This is a genomic window from Bradyrhizobium sp. URHC0002, assembly GCF_054059515.1.
The window spans coordinates 5,077,154-5,100,003 of sequence record NZ_JBSSCF010000001.1 but is presented as its reverse complement, the minus strand read 5'-3'; the positions used below and the strand labels follow the sequence as shown (position 1 = coordinate 5,100,003).

General features: G+C 63.2%; 28 protein-coding genes. 9 read left to right on the top strand and 19 right to left on the bottom strand.

Annotated features, from left to right (window positions below; translation table 11 throughout):
• Positions 1-121 precede the first annotated feature (121 nt).
• Both ACVWVY_RS24810 and ACVWVY_RS24805 read left to right on the top strand, forming a co-directional pair.
• A complete protein-coding gene (locus ACVWVY_RS24810; RefSeq protein WP_456628827.1) occupies positions 122-739 on the top strand; it encodes a TetR/AcrR family transcriptional regulator in 618 nt (205 codons plus the stop codon).
• 156 nt (positions 740-895) lie between these two features.
• On the top strand, positions 896-2,113 hold the full coding sequence (locus ACVWVY_RS24805) for a serine hydrolase domain-containing protein (protein WP_456628826.1): 1,218 nt from the start codon (positions 896-898) through the stop codon (positions 2,111-2,113).
• A gap of 46 nt (positions 2,114-2,159) precedes the next feature.
• On the opposite strand, the gene ACVWVY_RS24800 is transcribed toward ACVWVY_RS24805, so the two are convergent.
• Together ACVWVY_RS24800 and ACVWVY_RS24795 are read right to left on the bottom strand one after the other, a co-directional pair.
• Entirely contained in the window at positions 2,160-3,533 is a 1,374-nt protein-coding gene (locus ACVWVY_RS24800) for a PleD family two-component system response regulator (RefSeq protein ID WP_456628825.1), read from the bottom strand.
• A 12-nt stretch (positions 3,534-3,545) separates the two neighbouring features.
• Complete coding sequence (locus tag ACVWVY_RS24795; RefSeq protein WP_027538546.1) at positions 3,546-3,911, bottom strand: response regulator; 366 nt, start codon at positions 3,909-3,911, stop codon at positions 3,546-3,548.
• A gap of 233 nt (positions 3,912-4,144) precedes the next feature.
• Here ACVWVY_RS24795 and ACVWVY_RS24790 point away from each other — a divergent pair, with 233 nt between their 5' ends.
• On the top strand, positions 4,145-4,444 hold the full coding sequence (locus tag ACVWVY_RS24790) for a DUF3572 domain-containing protein (protein ID WP_213252042.1): 300 nt from the start codon (positions 4,145-4,147) through the stop codon (positions 4,442-4,444).
• Positions 4,441-5,745: a DNA polymerase IV gene (locus tag ACVWVY_RS24785; protein WP_456628824.1), complete on the top strand. Its 1,305-nt coding sequence runs from the start codon at positions 4,441-4,443 to the stop codon at positions 5,743-5,745. Before ACVWVY_RS24790 ends, ACVWVY_RS24785 begins: the two co-directional genes overlap by 4 nt.
• A 176-nt stretch (positions 5,746-5,921) precedes the next feature.
• Here ACVWVY_RS24785 and ACVWVY_RS24780 read toward each other — a convergent pair whose 3' ends face one another.
• The 5 genes from ACVWVY_RS24780 to ACVWVY_RS24760 all read right to left on the bottom strand — a co-directional run bounded on the left by ACVWVY_RS24780 (position 5,922) and on the right by ACVWVY_RS24760 (position 10,293).
• Entirely contained in the window at positions 5,922-6,323 is a 402-nt protein-coding gene (locus ACVWVY_RS24780) for a RidA family protein (RefSeq protein WP_456628823.1), read from the bottom strand.
• A gap of 134 nt (positions 6,324-6,457) precedes the next feature.
• The gene (locus tag ACVWVY_RS24775; protein ID WP_456628822.1) at positions 6,458-6,751 is read right to left on the bottom strand and encodes a GYD domain-containing protein; all 294 of its coding nucleotides are present in this window, start codon (positions 6,749-6,751) and stop codon (positions 6,458-6,460) included.
• A 115-nt stretch (positions 6,752-6,866) separates the two neighbouring features.
• Positions 6,867-7,631 (bottom strand): slipin family protein, encoded by a 765-nt coding sequence (locus tag ACVWVY_RS24770; RefSeq protein ID WP_456628821.1) that lies wholly within the window; start codon positions 7,629-7,631, stop codon positions 6,867-6,869.
• Positions 7,631-9,034: an NfeD family protein gene (locus ACVWVY_RS24765; RefSeq protein WP_456628820.1), complete on the bottom strand. Its 1,404-nt coding sequence runs from the start codon at positions 9,032-9,034 to the stop codon at positions 7,631-7,633. Before ACVWVY_RS24765 ends, ACVWVY_RS24770 begins: the two co-directional genes overlap by 1 nt.
• Before the next feature lie 392 nt (positions 9,035-9,426).
• Positions 9,427-10,293: a cell envelope integrity EipB family protein gene (locus tag ACVWVY_RS24760; RefSeq protein WP_456628819.1), complete on the bottom strand. Its 867-nt coding sequence runs from the start codon at positions 10,291-10,293 to the stop codon at positions 9,427-9,429.
• Positions 10,294-10,546: 253 nt separating this feature from the next.
• Between ACVWVY_RS24760 and ACVWVY_RS24755 the strand changes: the two genes are divergently transcribed.
• The 4 genes from ACVWVY_RS24755 (at position 10,547) to ACVWVY_RS24740 (ending at position 13,680) form a co-directional block, all read left to right on the top strand.
• Positions 10,547-11,014 carry a RidA family protein gene (locus ACVWVY_RS24755; protein WP_456628818.1) on the top strand — a complete coding sequence of 156 codons (468 nt, stop codon included), beginning with the start codon at positions 10,547-10,549 and terminating at the stop codon, positions 11,012-11,014.
• Between the two features lie 14 nt (positions 11,015-11,028).
• Positions 11,029-11,781 carry a glycerophosphodiester phosphodiesterase gene (locus ACVWVY_RS24750; protein ID WP_456628817.1) on the top strand — a complete coding sequence of 251 codons (753 nt, stop codon included), beginning with the start codon at positions 11,029-11,031 and terminating at the stop codon, positions 11,779-11,781.
• A gap of 106 nt (positions 11,782-11,887) precedes the next feature.
• Entirely contained in the window at positions 11,888-13,123 is a 1,236-nt protein-coding gene (locus tag ACVWVY_RS24745) for a GNAT family N-acetyltransferase (protein ID WP_456628816.1), read from the top strand.
• 134 nt (positions 13,124-13,257) lie between these two features.
• Positions 13,258-13,680 (top strand): HIT domain-containing protein, encoded by a 423-nt coding sequence (locus ACVWVY_RS24740; protein WP_456628815.1) that lies wholly within the window; start codon positions 13,258-13,260, stop codon positions 13,678-13,680.
• Between the two features lie 133 nt (positions 13,681-13,813).
• Here the strand turns inward: ACVWVY_RS24740 and ACVWVY_RS24735 are convergent, their stop codons facing one another.
• The 10 genes from ACVWVY_RS24735 to ACVWVY_RS24690 form a co-directional block, all read right to left on the bottom strand.
• Positions 13,814-14,080 carry a non-oxidative hydroxyarylic acid decarboxylases subunit D gene (locus ACVWVY_RS24735; protein ID WP_456628814.1) on the bottom strand — a complete coding sequence of 89 codons (267 nt, stop codon included), beginning with the start codon at positions 14,078-14,080 and terminating at the stop codon, positions 13,814-13,816.
• Complete coding sequence (locus tag ACVWVY_RS24730; RefSeq protein ID WP_456628813.1) at positions 14,077-15,504, bottom strand: non-oxidative hydroxyarylic acid decarboxylases subunit C; 1,428 nt, start codon at positions 15,502-15,504, stop codon at positions 14,077-14,079. The genes ACVWVY_RS24735 and ACVWVY_RS24730 overlap by 4 nt, the downstream gene beginning before the upstream one ends.
• A gap of 14 nt (positions 15,505-15,518) precedes the next feature.
• Positions 15,519-16,019: a hypothetical protein gene (locus tag ACVWVY_RS24725; protein ID WP_456628812.1), complete on the bottom strand. Its 501-nt coding sequence runs from the start codon at positions 16,017-16,019 to the stop codon at positions 15,519-15,521.
• Complete coding sequence (locus tag ACVWVY_RS24720) at positions 16,016-16,636, bottom strand: UbiX family flavin prenyltransferase (RefSeq protein WP_456628811.1); 621 nt, start codon at positions 16,634-16,636, stop codon at positions 16,016-16,018. The genes ACVWVY_RS24725 and ACVWVY_RS24720 overlap by 4 nt, the downstream gene beginning before the upstream one ends.
• A 196-nt stretch (positions 16,637-16,832) precedes the next feature.
• Positions 16,833-17,324, bottom strand: coding sequence for a tRNA (N6-threonylcarbamoyladenosine(37)-N6)-methyltransferase TrmO (gene tsaA / locus ACVWVY_RS24715; protein ID WP_456628810.1), 492 nt, complete (start codon positions 17,322-17,324; stop codon positions 16,833-16,835).
• A 4-nt stretch (positions 17,325-17,328) separates the two neighbouring features.
• On the bottom strand, positions 17,329-17,514 hold the full coding sequence (locus ACVWVY_RS24710) for a hypothetical protein (protein ID WP_456632304.1): 186 nt from the start codon (positions 17,512-17,514) through the stop codon (positions 17,329-17,331).
• Positions 17,487-18,299, bottom strand: a complete 813-nt coding sequence (locus ACVWVY_RS24705; RefSeq protein WP_456628809.1) for a Bug family tripartite tricarboxylate transporter substrate binding protein — start codon at positions 18,297-18,299, stop codon at positions 17,487-17,489. Before ACVWVY_RS24705 ends, ACVWVY_RS24710 begins: the two co-directional genes overlap by 28 nt.
• A gap of 57 nt (positions 18,300-18,356) precedes the next feature.
• Positions 18,357-18,701, bottom strand: coding sequence for an AzlD domain-containing protein (locus ACVWVY_RS24700; protein ID WP_456628808.1), 345 nt, complete (start codon positions 18,699-18,701; stop codon positions 18,357-18,359).
• A complete protein-coding gene (locus ACVWVY_RS24695; RefSeq protein WP_456632303.1) occupies positions 18,698-19,441 on the bottom strand; it encodes an AzlC family ABC transporter permease in 744 nt (247 codons plus the stop codon). The genes ACVWVY_RS24700 and ACVWVY_RS24695 overlap by 4 nt, the downstream gene beginning before the upstream one ends.
• A 109-nt stretch (positions 19,442-19,550) precedes the next feature.
• Positions 19,551-20,516, bottom strand: a complete 966-nt coding sequence (locus ACVWVY_RS24690) for a lytic transglycosylase domain-containing protein (protein ID WP_456628807.1) — start codon at positions 20,514-20,516, stop codon at positions 19,551-19,553.
• 221 nt (positions 20,517-20,737) lie between these two features.
• Here ACVWVY_RS24690 and ACVWVY_RS24685 point away from each other — a divergent pair, with 221 nt between their 5' ends.
• Positions 20,738-21,094 (top strand): PilZ domain-containing protein, encoded by a 357-nt coding sequence (locus ACVWVY_RS24685; protein ID WP_456628806.1) that lies wholly within the window; start codon positions 20,738-20,740, stop codon positions 21,092-21,094.
• A 14-nt stretch (positions 21,095-21,108) separates the two neighbouring features.
• Here ACVWVY_RS24685 and ACVWVY_RS24680 read toward each other — a convergent pair whose 3' ends face one another.
• Entirely contained in the window at positions 21,109-22,482 is a 1,374-nt protein-coding gene (locus ACVWVY_RS24680; RefSeq protein WP_456628805.1) for a diguanylate cyclase, read from the bottom strand.
• Complete coding sequence (locus ACVWVY_RS24675) at positions 22,475-22,717, bottom strand: PilZ domain-containing protein (RefSeq protein WP_456628804.1); 243 nt, start codon at positions 22,715-22,717, stop codon at positions 22,475-22,477. Before ACVWVY_RS24675 ends, ACVWVY_RS24680 begins: the two co-directional genes overlap by 8 nt.
• Positions 22,718-22,850 lie beyond the last annotated feature (133 nt).

Below are 22,850 nucleotides of genomic sequence, written 5' to 3'. Positions count from 1 at the left end.
CCCAGGGGCGCGATTCGAATGCCGCGTCCTGCAATTGATATCTGAAATAGGTACACAGACCTGTGTAACTAGGCTATAAAGGGCGCGCTGCTGTCAAGCTAACGGTGACCCACGCATTCGCATGGCTACCCTGCCCGCCAAACCCGACATGAAGGACCGGATTCTCGAAACCGCAGACAGGCTGTTCTATCTGCAGGGAATTCGCGCGGTCGGCGTCGACACCATCGCGGCCGAAATCGGCATCAGCAAGCGCACGCTGTACAATCATTTTCCGTCCAAGGATGCGCTGATCTCGGCCTATCTGGCGCGCCGCTTCGTGGCGCCGCGTCCATCCGACAAGTCGCCGGTCGAGCAGATTCTCGGCACCTTCGATTCGCTGGAGCGGCGTTTTTCGGCGAAGGATTTTCGCGGCTGCCCCTTCGTCAATGCGGTTGCCGAACTCGGCGAAGACCGGTCGGTCCGAAAGGTTGCCATCGCCTTCAAGGAAAGCCGCCGCCTCCGGTTTCGCGACCTGCTGGTGCAGCTCGGCGTCACTGATGCGGACGCACTGGCGACGCAGCTTGCCTTGCTGGTCGACGGCTCGATCGCGCAGGACCTCGTCCGCAACGATCCGGCGATGGCGCGGGCGGCAAAGGAAGCGGCGACGGTGCTGTTGATGAATGCGGGGGTGAAGGTGGGTGGGAGTGCAGCCACGAACAAGCGCGTGGCAAAAAAGCGGCCGTCAAGGCCGGACTCTTGAAGGCCCTCTCCGCCGTCGTCCCTGCGAACGCAGGGACCCATACGCCGTGGCCTTTCAGTTAGGCGATGTGGTAGTTACCTTTTGCAGCAAAGAACATCGGTGGTTATGGGTCCCTGCGTTCGCAGGGACGACACCGCGGAAGCCTAGGGAGCGACCATGGAAGACCTGAAAGTCACCGCCAACGGTTACAATTTCAAACCGGCGCAGGCGGCGATGCAACGCTACGTCGATAACAACTTGCTCTCAGGCATTTCCTGGGCGGTCATGGTCGGGCGCGACCTCGTCGACGTGAATTGCGTCGGATGGGCCGACAAGGAAGCGCAGGTGCCGCTCCGCACCGACCACATCTTCCGTGTATTTTCCAACACCAAGCTGGTGACCTCGTGCGCGGCGCTGCTGCTGTTCGAGGAAGGCAAACTCAGGCTCGACGACCCGATCGAAAAGTTTATTCCGCAACTCGGAAATCGAAAAGTCCTGCGCCCGGGCGCAACGTCAATTGATGACACGGAGCCGGCGAAGAGCTCGATCACCATCCGTCAACTGCTTAGCCACAGCTCCGGCCTGAGCTATGGCTTTTTCGATCCGGGCACCGTCATCTTCAAGGCCCTCAACGAGCGCGGCGTGCACAATCCCAGGACGACGCTGGCGCAAATGGTGGATGTGCTGGCCGATCTGCCGCTGATCTACCATCCGGGCACGTCGTGGGAATATTCGCTCGCCATCGACGTCGTGGCGCGGCTGGTCGAAGTGATCAGCGGCCAGGGTTTCGATAAATTCATCCAGGCGCGCATCCTCGATCCGCTTGGCATGGTGGACACCGGATTTGTCGTTCCGCAGCAGAACCAGAACCGCCTGGTCGCCTACTATGCCGGGGCGGACCTGATGGAGCCCATGAAGCCGGGCCTGACCCGAACCGACAACGCCCCGTTCCCCGGCGCCTATCTGAGCCCGATCGAACGGCTCAATGGCGGCGGCGGCCTGGTTTCAACACTGCATGACATGGTGGCGCTGATCCGAAGCCTGCTGCCCGGCGGCAAAACCCTGCTCAAGCCTGAGACGATTGCGTCGATGATGACCAACCAATTGCCCGAGGGCCAGTGGATCCGCTTTGCCATGATGGGCGAACAGCCCGGCAAGGTGCACGGGCTCGCCGGCAGCCTGATCCAAAAGCCATCGCCGATCGATCATCCCGACGCCGCCGGCGAATTCTATTGGGGGGGCGTGGCGGGCACGCAGTGGTGGATCTCGCCGAAGCGGAACATGGCCGGCGTGATGATGGCGCAGCGCCAGATGGCGTTCGTCCATCCGTTCTCGTTCGAGTTCAAGCGGCTGGCGTATGAGACGGTGAAGCAAGGCGCCGAGGTTGTCGCCTGAGGCAGCCCCCGATCTATCGTCGTCCCTGCGTTCGCAGGGACGACAGCTAGGCCGCGGTCGAAACCACCCTGTTGCGTCCGTCATGCTTGGCGCGATAGAGCGCCACGTCGGCGCGCTTGAGCACGTCGGCGACCGGCTCGCCCTTGTGGTCCAGCGTCGCCAGCCCGATCGAGATCGTGACGTCGATGCGCTTGGTGCCCTTGTTGACCGCAAAGGTTTCGCCGGCGATCGAGCGGCGCAGGCGCTCGGCGACCATGCCGGCGACCTGGATATCGGTTTCCGGCATCACGATGACGAACTCCTCGCCGCCATAGCGGCAGGCGAGGTCGATGCCGCGGATCGACTTGCGGATGCGCACCGCGAATTCGCGCAGCACGTCGTCGCCGGCGTCATGGCCGTAGGTGTCGTTGATGGACTTGAAGAAGTCGATATCGAGGATCATCAGCGCGAGCGGCCTGCCGCGGCTCGAGGCCTGTTCGGCGAGCGTCGAAAGATGGCTTTCCATGTAGCGGCGGTTATGCAGGCCGGTCAGCGCGTCGAGGATCGCCATTTCGATCGAGTTCTGCACGTTGTCGCGCAGATGGTCGGTATAGCGCCGCTTGCGGATCTGGGTGCGCGCCCGCGCCAGCAATTCGTTCTTGTCGACGGGACGCAGGAGATAATCGTTGACGCCGATTTCAAGCCCACGCAGCAGCCGCGCATTGTTGTCGGCATCGGAGATCGCGAGGATCGGCAACTGGCGGGTGCGCTCCAGCGAGCGCGCCTGGCTGCACAGTCGCAGCCCGTCGTAATTTTCCAGGCTGAGTGAAACGATCAGCAAATCGTAATTGCCCTCGGCGGCGTGAAACAGCGCCTCCGCCGGATTGATTTCGACGTCGATCGTGTGCTCGGCAGAAAGGATTGGCGCCAGCCGGTCGTAGGACGATGGCCGGTCGTCGACAAGCAGGATTCGCCCGCCGACGCCCTTGTCGGCGATCGCGCTGCGTTCGGGCGCCTCCATGCCGATCTCGAGCGAGGTGATGGCACGCATCCGCAGCTCGTCGGTCATCATCTTCAGCCGCGTGAGCGAACGCACGCGCGCGATCAGGACGATGTCGGACACCGGCTTGGTGAGAAAATCGTCGGCGCCGGCTTCCAGCCCGCGGACGCGATCAGACGGGCTGTCCAGCGCGGTGACGATCACGACGGGAATGAAATGGGTGGCCGGGTTGGATTTAAGCCGGCGGCAGACCTCGAAACCGTCCATGTCGGGCATCATGACGTCGAGCAGGATGATATCGCATTCGGAGCGCGAACAGAGGTCGAGCGCCTCGGCTCCGTTGGAAGCCGTCAGCACGTCGAAATATTCGGCCGACAGACGGGCCTCCAGAAGCTTGACGTTCGCTGGGACGTCATCGACGACAAGGATACGCGCAGACATCGAAACTCACTCCTACCCGATAAAACGCCGCACGGTTTCGATAAACTTGCCGACGGAAATTGGTTTGGACAGATACGCCTCGCAGCCGCCCTCGCGGATGCGCTCTTCGTCACCCTTCATCGCGAATGCCGTGACCGCAACCACCGGAATGGCGCGCAACTCCGGATCGTCCTTGATCCAGCGCGTCACTTCGAGGCCGGATACTTGCGGAAGCTGGATATCCATCAGGATCAGGTCCGGGCGCAGCTTGCGGACGAGATCGAGCGCCTCGAAACCGTTGCTGGTACCCGAGGTCTGATAGCCATGCGCTTCCAACAGGTCGCGAAAGAGCTTCATGTTGAGCTCGTTGTCCTCCACGATCAGGACGGTTTTTGCCATCCCGTCCCTCCCCTCATCCCAGGAAACAGATCCGGCCTTTCAGTACGCTTGCGTACCGACGCCTTCCCTGTCGAAAAGTGAATTCAAACTAGCGTCAGATTTCGCTCTAAGCCGTTAAATCGATGCACCAACTTTTGCGGAGTGGTTTCCACTTGCTTGAACACACTCAACAGACTCGGGCATGATGGTTCCAAACTAGACACCATAAGTTAACGGAAAGGCAAACCCAGATATTGAAAAAGCCTGTTCACAACCCCCGCGAAGTGGCTGAAATCGTTGCAGTTCAGGCGCTGAGTTTTATTGCCGGCGACCCTGAAAGGCTCGGCCTGTTCCTGGCCGAAAGCGGCATCGGCCCGGAGACGCTGCGCACGGCCGCGGCCGACCCGCAATTTCTGGCTTCGGTGCTGGATTTCGTGCTGCGCGACGATGCAACCGTGAAGGCGTTTGCGAGCGCTTCGCAACTGCACCCGACCAATATCGCCGCCGCCCGCCAGGTGCTGGGCGACCCGCATTGGGAGCGCGACGTGCCGTGAGCGCGCCCGCGGTATCCTTGGACGGTCCGCGCGCTTTCTGCCGGGATTGCCTCGGCGACCTCGATATCAAGGCCAGGCGGTGCGGCGAATGCGGTTCCCCGCGCCTCGTCCGCCACCACGCCCTGCCCTCGCTTACGCTGGCGCATATCGACTGCGACGCGTTCTACGCCACGGTGGAGAAGCGCGACAATCCGGAACTCGCCGACAGGCCCGTGATCATCGGCGGCGGCAAGCGGGGCGTGGTATCGGCCGCCTGCTACGTCTCGCGCACCTATGGCGTGCGCTCGGCGATGCCGATGTTCAAGGCGCTGGCGCTGTGCCCCCAAGCTGCCGTAATCCCGCCCGACATGGCGAAATATGTCCGCGTCGGCCGCGAGGTGCGGCATGCCATGCAGACGCTGACACCGCTGGTGGAACCGCTGTCGATCGACGAGGCGTTCCTGGATCTGGCCGGCACGCAACGCGTTCACGGCATGATTCCGGCAAAGGTGCTGGCGCGCTTTGCCCGCGACGTCGAGCGTGACATCGGGATCACGGTATCCGTCGGCCTGTCCTGCAACAAGTTCCTGGCCAAGATCGCCTCCGACCTCGACAAGCCGCGCGGCTTTGCCACCCTCGACCAGGCCGGGGCGCGCGAGATGCTGGCGGACAAGCCGGTCGGCTTCATCTACGGCGTCGGCCCCGCGACCCAGGAAAAGCTGGTGCAGCGCGGCTTTCGCACCATTGCGGACCTGCAGCGCGCCGACGAAGTCGAGCTGATGAAGCAGTTCGGCGGCGAAGGCCGCCGGTTGTGGCGGCTGGCGCGCGGCATCGACGACCGCAGCGTGGTGCCGGACCGCGGCGCCAAGACCATTTCCAATGAGACCACGTTCGAGAACGACATCAAGGATTTTGCAACGCTGGAAAAGGTGCTGTGGCGGCTGTCCGAAAAAGTGTCGTCGCGACTGAAGAGCGGCGATCTGTCAGGCCTCACCATCACCCTGAAGCTGAAGACCGCGGATTTCAGGCAACGAACCCGCTCGCAATCAATCCAGGCGCCGACGCAGCTCGCCGCGAAGATTTTTGCGGTGTCGCGCGAAATGCTGGCGAAGGAGATCGACGGCACCGCCTTCCGCCTGATCGGCACCGGCGTCAGCGCGCTGCGCGAGGGATCGCTGGCCGACGACACCGACATGCTCGACCGCCGCTCGGCCCATGCCGAGCGCGCGATGGATGATTTGCGGAAAAAATTCGGCAATGCCGCTGTCATCAGGGGCATCGCGTACAAGGGACCGGCGAAGGAAGAGGATGAGGAGGAGTAGCGCACCGGCCTCTTCCCGTCATTGCCTGCGACAAACGCGAAGCGTTTGCGCAAGCGAGCGCCGCGAAGCAATCCATAGCGCCACAAGCGGAGAGATGGGTTGCTTCGCGGAGCCTGTCATCGGGCGCGCATTCGCGCGACCCGGTGGCTCGCAATGACGGCGTGGATGCAGAGGCGTCAATCGACGACGGCCACGGCCTCAATCTCGATCAGCCACTCAGGGGCCGCAAGCGCCGTTACACCGACGAGCGTGCTCGCCGGCGGCTCCATGCCTTCAAAGAACACCGAGCGCGCCTTGCCGATGATGGGACGGAGCTCCGGTCTGTAGCCGACGACGAAGGTGGTGATCTTCACGATATCAGCATAACTCCCACCGGCGGCTTTCAGCGCCAGGCCGATATTGTGCATCACCTGGGTCGTCTGCGCGGCCAGATCACCCTCGCCGACCACCCGTCCCTCATCGTCGGTAGATACCTGTCCCGCGATATAGATCGTGCGCGCACCCGAAGCGACGACGACGTGGGAGTAAGCCGGATTGTGGTGAAGTCCGCTTGGCCTGAGATGTTCGAGCTTGCTCATGTTTGCTTCTCCCTGACGTGCATGGTTGGGCCGAAGCGTATCCGGGTCCGGCGCGCTCGACCAGACTGATCCTCGCCGGCACGACGGAAGGCCAGGCCGCGGCTTGAAGGGATGGTCGAACCCCGGAGCTGCCGTCAGAGCATCTTGCCGACAACCTTGGTCATGTCCGCCGCCGAGAAGGCACGCAACGACTCGGTGCGAACATTGCCAAGGGCGCCAAGGCTCAGGCTAAGCGTCATGGCTGAAAATTCATCCGGCGCTTCGAGGACTGTCACAACGTCATACCGTCCCTGCGTCCAGAACAGTTCCTTTACGGAGATCCCGAAGGTCTCGGCCATTTTCTTGAAAGCCTCCGCCCGCTTCGGTGAGTCCTTGGCGGCGCGGATTCCCTGATCGGTGAAGTTGCCAAGCACGACATAGGTTGCCATCGTGGCTCTCCCTGGTTGGCGGATCCAGCCGAACTTTCTAGCCGAGTGTTCGGCTGCATCAGCGCTGTTGACCCGTCCGGCCGCATCACGCGATCGCCTTGTTGCCGGCAACAAGTCACGTTGCTTCGTTCCGCCGCCCTGGCATATGACCAAGCAAATCCATCGGCAGCGGAAAGACCACGGTCGAGGATCGCTCGCCGGCAATGTCGTGCAGCGCCGCGAAGTAGCGCAGCTGCATCGCCTGCGGCTCCTGCGCAAGCGTTCGGCCAGCCTCGACAAGCTTCTCGGCGGCTTGCTGCTCGCCCATCGCATTGATCACCTTGGCGCGCCGCAACCGCTCCGCCTCGGCCTGTTTGGCAATCGCACGCACCATGGTTTCATTGAGATCGATATCCTTGATCTCTACGGTGGTGACCTTGATGCCCCAGACGTCGGTCTGCTGATCGAGAATTTCCTGGACGTCGGCGTTAAGCCGGTCCCGTTCGGCGAGCATCTCGTCCAGTTCGTGCTTGCCGAGCACCGAGCGAAGCGTGGTCTGCGCCAGTTGGCTGGTCGCGGCCATGTAATCGCCGACCTTGATGATCGCGCGCTCGGGATCGATGATGCGGAAGTAAAGAACGGCATTGACCTTGACCGAAACGTTGTCGCGCGAAATCACGTCCTGCGGCGGCACGACCTGCACCATCACCCTGAGATCGACCTTCACCATCTGCTGCACGATCGGGATCAGGATGATCAATCCCGGACCCTTCACGCCGGTGAAGCGGCCGAGCGTGAACACGACGCCGCGCTCATATTCGCGCAGGATGCGAATGGCCGAGGACAGAAACAGGACCACGACGACCGCGAGCACCGCATAAGTCAAATAATCAAGCATCATCAAGTACCTCCTTCGGGGACGGTGAGCACCGGCCGGCGCCGTACCACCAGCGTCAAATCCACGATGTTGGCCACCTCGACCACCTCTCCGGGCTTGAAGGCTTCGGTGCCGCGCGCCTGCCACCGCTCACCATGGGCGAAGACGTGGCCTTCGCTTTCGGACCAGTCGAGGATTTCGGCCGGCAGGCCGCGCATGGCTTGCGCACCGAGGCGCATGGGGCCTCTTTGGGCACGTCGAAGCGAGCCGAGGACAACCAGGATCAGTCCGACGAAGATCGCCGCCGTGACGCCGATCACCGGCCATGACAGCCGGAATCCGGGCGCTTCGAGCTCGAACAGCATCACTGCTCCGAGCACGAATGCGACGACCCCGCCGAGGCCGAGAACCACGGTCGGGTTGAAGACTTCGATGACCAGAAGCGTGATCCCCAACAGGATCAGGCCGAGGCCCGCATAGTTGACGGGCAGCATGTTGAGCGCATAGAGGCCCAGCAGCAGACAGATCGTGCCGATCACCCCGGGCGCGACCGCACCGGGCGAGGAAAGTTCGAAGATCAGGCCGTAGATGCCGACCAGCATCAGAATGAAGGCGACGTTGGGATCGGTGATCACCCTCAGAAATCGTGAGATCCATCCGGGATCTATCGCTTCACGCGCGACCTCCCTGGTCGCCAGCTGCCGCGTCTCGCCGCCCGCAACCTCGACCGTGCGACCATCGATCTGCCTGAGCAGCTCGGCCTGGTCGCGTGCGACAAGGTCGATGACGTTCGCCTGCAATGCGGCGTTGGCGGAAAGGCTGGCGGCCTCCCGCACCGCTTTCTCCGCCCAATCGGCATTGCGGCCGCGCAACTCGGCGAGACTGCGGATCAGGGCGACGGCATCGTTCGTCGCCTTCGCTGCCATGGCATCCTTTGTCTTCGGCTGCTGGTCGCTGCCGTCCTTCTTTTCCTTGTCGCCCTTGTCAGGGCTTGCGTCCGGCAGGCCCGGCAGCGGGCCGCCAATCTGCACCGGCGTCGCCGCTCCGAGATTGGTGCCCGGCGCCATTGCCGCGATATGCGTGGCGTAGAGGATATAGGTCCCGGCGCTGGCCGCATGGGCTCCGGAGGGTGCAACGTACCCGATGACGGGAACGCGCGAGGCAAGCACGTCTGCGATAATCTCGCGCATGCTGGTTGAGAGGCCGCCCGGTGTATTCAAACGCAGAACGACGACCTCGGCATGTCGTTCGCTTGCCTTGGTGAGAGCGTCTTTCACGTAACGGGCCGTTGCCGGCCCGATCGCTCCGTCGACCGAGACGGTCAGCGCAAGCTTGCTGTTGGCTTCCCCCGCCGAGGCGACAGGGGAATAGACGGCCAGAGCTACCGCTGCAGCGACCGCAACAAGAGTCGCCCGTACGTTCTGCACAGCAAGGACTCCCTTATCGAGATGATATGGGGGTGTCGTCCTCGAACCTCAATATATCAGGGATTGGCGGTCCGCGGCGTTTCCCGGTGAATCGGGCTCGCGGAGATCAGCTTTCACCGTCGTGGAAACGGCAGCGCGTCAGTGGTACATCAAGCTATGGCAAATGGTCAGGTTGTCCTCGTAACAACTGAACCGTTGGGAGGCGGTTCGCCCATCCGCTCGGTCTACTTTGTGGCTGAACAGGATCCGACAAAGGCTGAGGCAATTATCGCCGCAATGATGGCCCCGAACGAAAGGGTCGAAGCCTGGGGGCTGCTACCGGAGCCAGCCGTCAAAGCGCTCGGATTGAAGCCCGGCGACTTCACACGCGGATGACCGACTGGACGGAGCCCTCACTTACACGGCTTGGCATCCTTGACGTCGAACCGGCCCATCGCGCCTGCGATCACGAAATCATTATAATCCAGCACCAGCGCGCGGGAGACGCCGTTCTCGAACAGCTCGAACGACATCGCGTAAACCGGCGTCTGCTCGCCTTCCGTGGTCTTGGCGTCGCGGTCGTAATAGCTCACGGTCACGGGCCAGCGGGTCAGCGTCTTCATCTGGTCGTTGGCGGTCGAGGGATCCGGCGAGGCGATGCTACGGGTGCCCGGGATCGGCTGCCCGATCACCGACAGCGTATTGTAGACCTTCTCGCCATTGTCGGAGCCGTCATAGACCGTCAGCTCCAGCACCGATTTGCCCTCGCGGGCGGCGGCGATGATGTGCTGAATCTGCTCGGTCGGGAACACGATCTTGCCGTCGAGTTCGAACGTCTTCGCGACCGGCTGCTTCAGCTTGACCGTGATGCGGTCGCCGACCCGTTCCGCGACGCCGTCGACCGGCATAGCGTCGGTATCGTTCATTCGTGTGTCGATCTTGAAGCGGTAGCTCTTGCCCGCAGCATCTTCCCAGGAATGCGAGCGCAGATCGCTCAGCGTCAGCTTGCCCTCGCCGCTGTCGAGTTCCGACACCTGGCGAAATTCGGACGTGTAGCCCTCGCAGGCGCTGCCCGAAAAATTGTAGAGGATGCGCCCGCGCGCCCCCGATATCGCGTTGCTCCCGCGCGACTTGACCAACTTCAATTCATAGAGCGCCTGATGGGCGAGAAACGGGCCGCCGGCAGCTGCCAGCGCCGGTCCGCTTGCGAAGCCGGATATCAGGGTCGCGGCAGCCGAGAACGCCAAAGCACGGACCGGAATCGGAAACGAGCTAACCATGTCCAGTTTTTTCCTCGAGGGAGATTCAGTTACATTAGTGATGGCTCCATTGCGTCGCAACTAGGGCGGGGTCACGAAAACGCGGGAATTAGATACCGAAGCTTGGTGTTTTCCGGCGTTTTCGGCGGTATCCGCACCGATCGCGGCGCAGGAGGCGGATCCAGCGTCACTTGCAAGAGAAAGCGCGATGCGCGAAACAATGCGCGCCTGACCGTTGGTCAGGAACGGTCACATCAAGCGGGGACGGAAAACAATGGCGGGTACGGTCGAACAAAATCTGACGGCGCAAGGCATCGTCCTGACCGAGCCCCGCAGCCCGGTGGCGAACTACGTCGGCTTCGTGCGATCAGGCAATTTGCTGTTTGTCTCCGGCCAGGTTTGCGCCAATGCGGAAGGCAAGCTGATCGCCAAGGGCAAGCTGGGCGCCGGCGTCACCATCGAACAGGGCTACGCGGCGGCGCAGGGCTGTGGCGTCAACCTGCTGGCGCAGGTCAAGGCAGCCCTCGGCGATCTCGACAAGGTGGTCCGCGTGGTCAGGCTCGGCGGCTTCATCAATTCCGCGCCTGATTTTCTCGACGGGCCCAAGGTGCTCAACGGCGCCTCCGACCTGATGGTCACGGCGTTCGGCGACAAGGGCCGGCATGCCCGCACCACCGTCGGCGTCGCATCCCTGCCCTCGGATGCCGCCGTCGAGGTCGATGCCGTCTTCGAGGTGTCCTGAGCGGAGCGCCCTTCATGCGTGCTCCGGACTGGCTGACGGCGCGTCCGGTCGCCCATCGCGGCCTGCATGATATTGCGCGAGGCATCGTCGAGAACATGCCGGCCGCCGCGCAGGCCGCCGTCAACGGCAATTTTGCCATCGAATGCGACATCCAGCTTTCCAGAGATGGCGAGGCGATGGTGCATCATGACGACGGGCTCGGCCGCCTCACCGATGGTTCCGGCGCGTTGCTTGGCAAGACCGCGGCCGAACTGAAGGCGGTTGCGTTCAAGAACACCCCGGAGCGCATGATGACGCTCGGCGATCTCTGTTCGCTCGTCGCCGGCCGCGTGCCGCTGGTGATCGAGGTCAAAAGCCATTTCGATGGCGACCGCCGGCTGGTGAGGCGGATGGCGGAGGTGCTTGGCGCCTATTCCGGCCCTGCCGTCGGTATGTCCTTTGATCCCGACCAGGTGGTGGCGCTGCGCGAATTGATCCCGGGACGCCCCCGCGGCATCGTGGCGGAGCGCGAATATACCGCCGACGAGTGGCCCGAAGCCTCGCCCGAACAGCGCCACGGCATGACACACCTGCGCCACGCCTTCCGCACCCGACCACATTTCGTCGCCTATTGGGTGGATGAGCTGCCGACAGCCGCCCCCTGGATCGCCCGCAACATTTTTGGGCTGCCGCTGCTGACCTGGACTGTGCGCACGGCGGAGCAGCGCGCCCGCGCCGCACGCAATGCCGACCAGATGATCTTCGAGGGGTTCCTGCCGGGAACCTGATGCGCAGCCGCGCACCTTGAACTCGCCCGCCCGATGCACGATCTTTGAGATGTTGGCCACCCTGCGCGATGGCTGATCGCACGATGGGACCGGTCCGAATTTCTAGATGGCGTCATCCGAAATCACCCTCGAAGCCGTTCCCTCCGTCAGCGACATCAAGGCTGCGGATTGGGACGCCTGCGCCAGTCCGAAGCCTGATCCGAACAGTCTCGAAAACTTCGACACGCTGGCCGCGAGCGGGTCTCAAAGCACCTGCAAGGGTGCCTATAACCCCTTCGTTTCGCACGCATTTTTTGCAGCCGCCGAGGCCTCCGGTTCAGCCTGCCCCCGCACCGGCTGGGGGCCGCGGCATCTCCTGGCAAGGCTCGATGGCGAGATCGCCGGGATCGTGCCCTGCTATCTGAAATCGCATTCGCAAGGCGAATACGTTTTCGACCGGGGTTGGGCGGATGCCTATGAGCGAGCCGGCGGGCGCTATTATCCAAAACTGCAGGCCTCGGTACCGTTCACGCCCGCCACCGGCCGACGTCTGTTGATCCGCGATGGCGTCGACCGCGAGCAGATCGGAACCGCGCTCGCGAGCGGCCTGATGGCGCTGTGCAACGCGACCGACGCCTCCTCCGTGCATGTAACCTTTGCTCAGGAGTCGGAAGCGAAGTTTTTGGGCAAGCACGGCTTCCTGCAACGCAACGACCAGCAGTTTCACTGGCACAATGCCGGCTACGGGACTTTTGATGATTTCCTGACCTCGCTGAACTCGCGTCACCGCAAGGCGATCAAGCGCGAACGCCGCGAGGCCACTGCCGCCGGGATCACGATCCACCATCTGACCGGCAGTGACATCACCGAGGACGCGTGGGATGCATTCTTCGCGTTCTACATGGAGACCGGCTCGCGCAAATGGGGCCGGCCTTATCTGACCCGCAAATTCTTCTCGCTGATCGGCGAGAGCATGAGCCGCGACGTGCTCCTGGTGATGGCCAAACGCAACGGCCGCTGGATCGCCGGCGCTATCAATTTCATCGGTTCGGATACATTGTTCGGCCGCAACTGGGGCGCGGTCGAGCATCATCCGTTCCTGCATTTCGAGGTCTGCTACTACCAGGCGATCGATTTCGCGATCCAGCGGGGCCTCAAGGTCGTGGAGGCCGGCGCGCAGGGCGAGCACAAGCTGGCGCGCGGCTACCTGCCGCAAACCACCTACTCCGCGCACTTCATCGCCGACCCCAATTTGCGCCGCGCAATATCAGACTATCTGAAGCGCGAACGCGCCTACGTGGCGGAGGCCGGACGCGAGCTGACCGAGGCCGGACCGTTCCGCAAGGCCTCCGACGAGGCTTGACCTCGCGCGGCGCGAGCCCGGTTCTACCGGGCTCTCGTTTGTTTTGACGCGTTTTCTTGACGCGAACCGGTATCCACTTCGCTCGAAAACGCTATAGAGACATGAAATTGAAAACGAACCCCGAGGGAACAACCATGCCCGCCTATGACACCAACAACCCCTTCGCAAAAATCCTGCGCGGCGAGTTTCCCTGTCACAAGGTCTATGAAGACGATCACGTGCTGGCCTTCCTCGACATCATGCCGCGTTCGCCGGGCCATACGCTGGTGATCCCAAAAGCCCCTGCCCGCAACATCCTCGACATCACGCCCGACGATTACGCCCACGTTGCGCGCGCGGCCCACAAGATCGCCGCCGCCGCCATGAAGGCCTTCAAGGCCGACGGCATCACCGTGCAGCAATTCAACGAGCCCGCCGGCGGGCAGGTCGTGTTCCACCTGCACATGCACGTCATGCCGCGCCACGACGGGGTCGCGCTGCTGCCGCCGGCAAGCCGCAAGGAAGATGTGAAGGTGCTGGAGGACAACGCGACCAAGCTGGCCGCGGCGCTGGGGTAGCAACCGTCTCACTCCGTCATTGCGAGCCAACGGGTCGCGCGAATGACAGCGAGACAATCGCTCCGTCGAGGTCCTCCACGCGATGTGGCTGGATCGTTGGTTCAGGATCGGCGCAATCGGCGGGCTATTCCCTTCACCCGGCGCCCGAGCGGCGCCGCGCCGGAATACTGGGGGCCACCGGGAGATTTGGGAGGTCTTCCGGTTTCAGCTGGAACACGGCGGGATATTTGTCGGGGTCGGTATTCTCGTCCGGCTCGGTCGAACGCCACGCATAGAGGCAGGTCGCACAACCAAACACGGACCAGACTCCGGCGACGGGCGATGTGCTCAGCACCTTGACGGTGGCCGAACGACAGCGCGGGCAGAATCGATGCTGGCCGGCCTGCTCCATCTGGCTCATTTCTGCAGATCCTTTATCAACGCACCAAGCTTGAGCCGCCACGCGTCCATCCCCTGCGGAATGTCCAGTTCCTCGCCGTAGTGGCCACGAATATCCGGGGCGACCGGCGTGGTGGCATCGATGATCATCTTGTGTGACATGCCGCCCGGCTGACCCGCGGGGTCCAGCAGATTCTCGGGAAGGTTCGGCAGGATGATGACGTCGCCGGCGGGATTGACCTTGACGGACAGCGCCCACATCACCTGCTTCAGGTCGAACGGGTCGACATCGGCATCGACGACGATGATGATCTTGGCGTAGCCAAGGCCGTGCGGCGTGGACAGCACGCTCAGGCCGACCGACTTGGCGAAGCCGCCGTAACGTGTCTTCGTCGATACGATCACCACCAGCCCGTGCGTATACAGCGCATTTACCGCCACGATCTCCGGGAATAACGCCTTGAGCTGAACAAAGATCGGCGCGCTTGTCGTCATCGCCTGCAAGAAATCCAGCTCGGTCCAGGGCCTGCCGACATAGACTGCGTCGTAGATCGGATCCTTGCGATGCGAGACCCGGTCGATTTCGATCACGGGATATTGGTGACAACCCGAGTAATAGCCGGGAAACTCTCCAAACGGCCCTTCAGCCTCGCGTTGCCGGTTCAGTACCCTGCCTTCCAGCACGTATTCCGATCCCCAGGGAACATCCAACCCCTTCGCCGTCTTGACCACGCGGTACGGTGCGCCCTGCATGACGGCGGCCATCTTGTATTCGAGCTGATCGTAACGCATCGGTGTCGCACCCATCAGCGTGATGATGGGCTCGTTGCCGAGCGCGATCGCAACCGGCAGATCCTCACCGCGCTCTTCGGCGTGCGCCAGATGGATCGCGATGTCGTGCTGCGGCACCGTCTGGATGCCAATCCGGTTGCGGCCCTTCACCTGCAGACGATAGACGCCCACGTTCTCGACGTCGTCGTTGTTCCAATCGTCGAGGTCGCGGCTGACGACACATGGCTTATCGATGAAGTAGCCGCCGTCACCCCGGTTGAGACGAAACAGCGGCATCAGATCGTAAAGGTTGACATCCTTGTCGATCACCACCTCCTGCCATGGCGCGCTGGCGACGCGCTCCAGCTCGCCGGGATATTGCTGGAAGCGGCGAACGAACTCGAAGAACTGGTCGCGCAACGGCGCCTCCTTGTCCATGCCAAGCGCGAGCGCGTGGTTGGGCCAGGAGCCGTGCACGTTCATCGCGACATGCGCATTGGTGTAGCCGGCAATATTGTCGAAGCGGATTGCCGGGCTGCTTTCGCCGAGATGCGCCAGTGCACAAGCCGCCGCCCCCAGATCCGGCTCCAGGCGAACCGGTTCGGCGATCCGCAACAACTGGCGTTCCTGCTCAAGCACGGACAAGAATTCTCGAAGATCCTTGTAGGCTCGCATGGACGTGCCGCCTTTCAGGTCATGGCCCGCAACGCGGCGATCTGGCGTTGCCAGCGCGGTAGAACTGCTTGCGGCTCGTGCAGCGCGAAAGTGATGCCGCTGGTCACAGCGGCGTAGGGCGCGATGTGCGTTCGTACCGTCTCCACCTCGGCCTCAAAGCAGGCCAGTGGAATTTCGGGCAAAGAATGCGCAAGCCGGCGAGCGCGCAACCGCAACTCGCACATGCCGCCGGCGATCGAAAGGGTCAGCGTCAGCCGCCCGTCACGCATCAAATTGGCGCACGTCGCAGACTGTGGAAACAACGCGAAGCGGATACGGCCGGACGGCAACGCGACCATATCACCTGCGCTCAGCAGCGAAGCGTGCGGCCACCCCTCTTGATCGACGGTGGACAAGCGTATCGCCTGCGCTTTCGCCAGCAGGTCTGTGCCATCGAGGTAGCGCGCCAGTTCGGCCGGCACCGCATTGCCGTCCGACGCCTGGGGCCGCGAATAGGTGTGCTCGGCTTCGTTCATGTTCCGCTCCCCTTGGCAACGACATGCGGGCGCTCGACCACCGCAGGAAGATCACCTTCCGCACGCATCCCGTTCCAACGCCGCTGCGGCATGTCCAGGCCGAACAGGTCCAGCACGCGGCCGACGGTGTGGTCGATCAGGTCTTCGATGGTCTGAGGATTGTTGTAGAATGCCGGCACCGGCGGGGCGATGATTACGCCCATGCGACTCAGCGCCAGCATATTCTCCAGATGAATATCGTTCAGCGGCGTTTCGCGCGCCAACAGCACAAGGCGGCGCCGTTCCTTCAGCGTAACATCGGCGGCACGCGAAATCAGTCCATCGGAATGCCCGAAGCGGATCGCCGAAAGCGTCTTCATGGTACAGGGCGCAACGATCATGCCGTCGTGGCGGAACGAGCCGCTGGCAATCGTTGCTCCCTGATTGTTGTGCGGATGCACGATTGAGGCCATCGCACCAACCTCGCGCGTGCTGAGGCCAGTTTCCTTCGGGATCGTCACCTCGGCCCACTTGCTCAAAATGAGGTGGCGCTCGACGTCGAGCTCCCGGAGCGCAGATAGCAGGCGGACGCCATAAGCCGCGCCCGTCGCACCCGTTATCGCAACGACGATTCGCATTTCCGCCCGGTTCCCCGCTGGTAGGAGACCTTGTAGCGCTTGCGCTTCCAGACCACTTTACGACGAGCCGTTGTCGGTATGCAACAAGGAGCTGCAGAATTCACGCCGTCAATGCGGCGCACCCCGATCGCACCCGATCGTCCCGGCTACAGGCTGCAGGTGGCCATGACCGATCCATCCACTCGAACCGGACCGCTCACTCCGTCTGGAAATCCCCGGGCTGCGGCGGCGCCAGCGGGGTGAACTCGCAGCGGTCGGGCTTGACGTCGAGTAGCGGCGTTTCGTCGAGGCAGTCGAGGCCACGCACCAGGATGACGTTGCCTTCGATCTTGACGAACTTCACGATCGAGGTGCCGATCGGATTGGGCCGCACCGGCGAGCGCAGCGAGAACGTGCCGCGGGTTTTCTGGTTGTTCTTCGGGCTTTGCAGCACCAGGTCGCGGCGCGACTGGTGCAGCCAGTAGATCACTTCGAGATTTTCATAGAAGTCGACGCCCTTGATCGCGGGCACCCAGGGCTCGAAAATCTCGAGCCGGCAGACCGGGCCGTCCAGGCGGCCCTGCCGCGGCGTCTCCAGCCGCGACTTCCAGGGCGTGCGGATGCGGCCGACAAACACCAGCCCGGCATCGCGGGCCGGCGGCATGTCGACGGTGATTTCGCCCTCGCGGATTTCGCTTTCTCGAACCATTTCCCTAATCCAGTGAGATGTTGAGGGCCTTTATCACGCCCGCCCACCGCGCGCGATCCGTCGCAACGAACTTTTCGATCTCGGCCTGGCTCTTGGGCCGCAGCGGCGGGAAACCGACCTTGTCCAGCGAAGCGCGGAACGCCCCATCGTTCAACGCCTTGTTCAAACTGGCGGTAATTTTTTGCGCGATGTCGTCGGGCAGTTTGGCCGGCGCGGAGACGCCGTACCAGACACTGACGCCATCTCCGGATAGCCGCTCTCGGCCATGGTCGGTACGTCGGGCAGATCGGGGATACGTTGCGCCGAAGAGACCGCCAGCGGCCGCAGCAGTCCACCCTTGACCGGCGGCAGCGCGGTGCCGAGCGTATCGAACATCAACTGGATATTGCCCGATATCAGATCGGTCAGCGCGGGGCCCGCGCCCTTGTAGGCGACATGAACCATGTCGACGCCGGCCATCTGCTTGAACATCTCGCCGGCGAGATGAATGGTACCGCCGGTGCCGGCCGATCCGAAATTAAGCTTGCCGGGATTTTGCTTGGCATAGGCCACGAACTCCGCGACCGTCTTGGCGGGCACGGAAGGATGAACCTCCATCACGACAGGAAGGTCCGTAATCAGCGCCAGCATTCGGAAATCCCTGGCGGGGTCATATGGCAGCTTCTTGTAGAGCAGCGGGTTGAGCACAATGATCGAGGCCGCTGTAAAGAACAGCGTGTAGCCGTCGGGCTCGGCGCGCGCCGCGGCATCTGCACCGATCGCGCCCTGCGCACCGGCCTTGTTCTCGACCACGACGGGCTGCTTGAGGTCGCGGCTGAGATAGTCGCCGACCATGCGGCCGAGCACGTCGGTCGGGCCGCCCGCGGCATAGGGTACGATCAGCTTGATTGGACGCACCGGATATTCCGCCGCATGGGCCAGCGGCGCGGCGCAGACGAGGCTGCAGGCCAGCGCCGATAATTTCAGCCAGTTCATCTTGTTTCCTCGATATTTTTATGCGCCGGACAGTACCGGATTATCCTGCGCCTGCAATCAACCGAGCCACCATTTCCCGGCCAGCAACACGATCTCGCCGCAGACCACGCCAACAAAGATCGAGCGCCGCGTCAGCATGAACGCCGCAAAGCCGGCCGCAACCGCGCCATAACGCAACCAGTCCGGGACATCAGCCAGCGCGCCCGGCGGCTGCATCAGGATTTGCGCAATGACCCCGGCGAGGATCGCGGTTGCCACCGCCCTCACCCACACCAGGACTTCCGAGCCCTCGTCGACGCCGGCGCCGAACCACAGCCCGGCCATGCGCCAGACCTCGTTGGGCAGGAAGCCTGCGAGCACCAGAACCAACAGCGCGTGGGGATTACCGAAAAACTCGCTCATGCGCGCGCCCTCTCCCGCCACCAGTGCACGCCATAGGCGATGGTGCCGGCGGTGACGCCGCTGATCAGGATATCGACGCCGGTATGCAGCATCGACACCAGTGGAAACAGCGCGATCCCAAGCACCAGCGCCAGTATGTCCGATATCTGCCGGCAGTTGCGCGCGGTGGAAAGCAGGAACGCCAGCGGCGTCAGCAGCAGGATCGCCGCGGCAAACAGCGGCGGCAGGTTGGCGGCAAGGCCATAGCCGAGCGTGGTCGCGACCATGCAGACGGTGACAAGCCCGCAGCCGAGCCCATGCGTGAACGCAATCCGCCGCTCGCGCGGCACTTTCGGCAGCAGCCGGTAGCATTCGACCCACAGGGTGACGGCGATGAAATGCGTCGCCAGCACCAGATGACGGCGCTTGGTCTCGGGTGTGCGCATCAGCGGCAATACCGACACTACCATCGGAAACAGCCGGATCGCGCTGACGGTCACGGCGATCGCGGCCTGCACCGCGGTCGCGCCGGAGCCCAGCGTCGAGATAAGGATGATCTGCGCCGGGCCCGCCCAGACTAGCAGCGTGCTGCCGAGCACCCAGCCCAGGCTGAAACCGCTGTCATGGGCCAGCGCGCCGATGCCGAGATAGGTCGCAAACAGCACCAACGTCAGCACGGTGGAAGCGACCGAACTCATGCCCCATGCGAAGGCGCGGATGGGGCTTTTCCAACTCGGGGAAGAGAGCGGAGGTAACTTCACCTTCAACCGGCATGCTTGAGTGGTGCAGGCATAGGGCTGACGAAAGCGTCTGGCGTCAAGCAAGCGCGGCTCAGAGCGGCTATGCACTGCGGGCTACGATAATTCCCCGCTACCCCGGCACGCCCCTGTTTTTCAGCACAAAGCACGCCCCGGCCGCTTTGCGGATGCGATTGCAGAGATCGTCGGCGGCGGGCCGTGTGTCAGCGCCGATCCGCACCTGGTAGAAGGCGCGCGTGCCGCGGCTGCGCATCACCGAGGAGAGCAGGCTCGGATCCTGGTCGCCGATCACGGCGCTGAGCCGCTTCATGGCGCGGGCGTACATCGCGAGCGCCTTGTCGCGGCTGAAGCCGGCTGCGAGCTGCACGCCCCACACCTTGGCGGCACCGAGCGTGATGCGGTTCTCGAGTTCAGTGACGAAGGGACTGGGGGCCTGCTTCAGCAGCGCCATCAAGTCGCGACAGCTCGACGTCGGTATCCGCTCCGGTGTCCTGCCGCCCCTCCGCGCCTTCGCCCATTCCTCGACGCTGGAGCCCGTGATGGCGAGGACGTAGCTACGCGTCTCCTGCGGCATCGGCCCAGTGCCGGCGAGCCACTCCTGAACCCGGCGCGGGCCGGCATTGTAGGCGGCGGCCGCCAGTCCCAGATTGCCGAACTGGTCGCGCAGCTCGGCCAAAAACTCCGCCGATTTCGGCAGCGCCTGCACGGGACTGAAGGGATCGAGCAGGCCGCGCTCGTTCGCGGTGCCGGGCATGAACTGCGCAATCCCCTGCGCCCGCTGGCCGCTGCGCGTCACCGGCCCGATCGCGTCGGAGCGGAAGCGGCTCTCCTGCCAGATCACGCGGGCGAAGAATTCGAGCGGCAGGCTTGAGGCTTTCGCGGCCGACTCGATCATCAGGCACATCGCCTCACGGGTGTCGCTCTCCCGCGTCCCGTCAGCCGGCTTCTCGGCCGGTATCGCAGGTGGCTCGAAGCCCGACCGGGTAGCCTCACCCGCGTCCTCGGCGCTGGCAGGCGCAACCGAAGACAAAAGCGACACCGTGCAGCATAGGGCGCGAAGAAATCGGGCTCTTTGCATGGCAGTTCAATCCGGGCGCGCATGGCGGCGAAAGCGTTAGTCAAACGATCACGGCTGGGCGGTGGATCCGCGGTTTCACCGCCTTTTTGCACTGCAATTGTTCCGAAATCCCCGCCAACGGAACCGCCGTTAATTTACGTTAATGCCGCATTTTGCGTCAGCCGGTCTTTTACGGGGCACAAAGCGGGGTAAAAGTCTCCCTCTTTGTTGGGAGACATTCAATGCTGGACCGGCGCGAGAGCGTGCGCGACAAGGTGATGTATGGCGGCGTCGCCGAGATCGGGGAATGCGGCACGACGCGCGAATGCATCGTCCGCAACATCTCCGATCGCGGCGCGACCATCGAATTCAGCAATAACCTGCAGTTGCCGAAAGAACAGATCTCGCTGCGTATCGCGCGCAAGGGCCGCTCCTTCCTGGCCAAGGTGATCTGGTGGCGCGACAATTTCGTTGGTGTCGTCTTCAGGGCGGAAAGCCCGGCCGAGCCGGTCTCCGATCTCGCGGAACGGCTGCGGAAAAGCGAAATCAAGAAGCGCCAGCTCGAGCGCCGCATCGACGAACTGCTCAACGAGCGCTGAAGCCTTTTGGCGATCTACTCGGCAGCAAGCTTTGCCGCCGGCGCCGGCGACCATGCGACGGTGCGATTACGGCCCTCCGCCTTGGCCTGATACAAGGCTTGATCGGCTGCATGCAGCAGAGCTTCGAACCCGGACATGCTCACCGTCGCGGCCGCAAACCCGACGCTGGCGGTCACGTTGAAGTGAACCCCGTCCGCCTTCAACGCGCTGGCGGCAACACTTTGGCGAACCCGCTCCGCCACGATTCTCGCCTGATCGAGATCGGTTTCCGGCAGCAGCATCGCGAACTCCTCGCCCCCGAGCCGGCCGACGATGTCGGAGCTGCGCTTGCCTTCCCGGCAGGCATTGGCAACGGCGACCAGCGCTTCGTCCCCGACGGCGTGTCCGTAACGGTCGTTGACCGCCTTGAAATGATCGACGTCGATCATCAGGACCGATAGCGGCCGGTAGTAACGCTGAAACCGGCTCCATTCGGCCGCGGCCAGCGTCCAGAAATGCCGCCTGTTGTACAGGCCCGTCATCGAATCGATGGTCGCCAGTTCTTCCATCTGCTGCGCGTTGCGAACGAGGTCGGTGACGTCGCAATAAGTCAGCATCCGGCCGCCGTTCTTGAGAAGCGCGCAATGCGCCCGGACGTTGCGGCCATCGGTGGTTCGCAGATCCCGCAACGGCTCGCTGCCGTCTCGCACGGCGGCAACCCGGCTGGCGTAGAACGCGTCCAATTGGTCAGGGGTCATGCCGCGATCGTTTGCATGCGGCGAATTCCTTATCAGCGTCTCATAGGACGGACGGCTGGCGGCCCGCTCCTCGGTAACGCCCCAGAAGGTTCGCATCTTCTTGTTCAGGAACTGGGCATTGAGATTGCCGTCCAGCATGACGACGCCCTCGGAAACGTTGTCGAGCGCGCTGCGCAGCACTTCCAGCTCGTCGGCGTGGCGAACGATGTCTGTCACGTAGGTATAGCTGATCATCCTGCCGCCGTTCGGCAGGTTCGCGCACTGCATCCGGATCACCTCGCCATTGGTGCGGCGCAGATCGAGCGGCTTGGTGTCGCCTGCCCGCACCAGACGGACGCGCTCGGCGACATAGGCGTCGATATTTCTGGCGTCGATCTCGTAGGCCTTGGTATCCCGGCCATGATACATCAGCGCGACGAATGCGGGATTTCGGTCGGCGACAGCATCCGGCAACGCCCACATGCGACGGAACGCGCGGTTGATGAATTGCGATTTCATGTCCGCGTCGAGCAACAGCACGCCGACATCGACGACATCGAGCGCCGCGCGCAGCGCCAGCAACTGCCCCCGTACGAGCTGTTCGCCGCCCTTCGCCTCCTCGGCGCCGCTGCGGGCAGCTCCCTCTTTGGCCGCCTCCGTCGCCTCAAACACACAGACCGACCTGCTTATCGGATTGCCACGCCCGTTTGCACGGCTGCGGCTGGCCTTCGCCCGGAATCAGCAAATGGAAATGCTCGGGAATGCCGAGCGCGCTTTCGACCTCGATGACGGCGCCGACATCGGACATCTGACGGACGATGCAATCGATCGACGACTGGCCATAATTCGAGATGATCTTGCCGGCCAGGAAGGTGCGACCGCGGGGCATGGATTTCAGTTCACTCATGGCGGCGATTCCAGTTGGGTTCCCGCCCGAAATATCCAGCCAGGTGATCTAAACTGGCTTAACCGGGATGATCCAACCGGGCTTCCACGACCCCGGTTTTGTCCACGTTGCTAACGGAACGTTAACGCGCCGC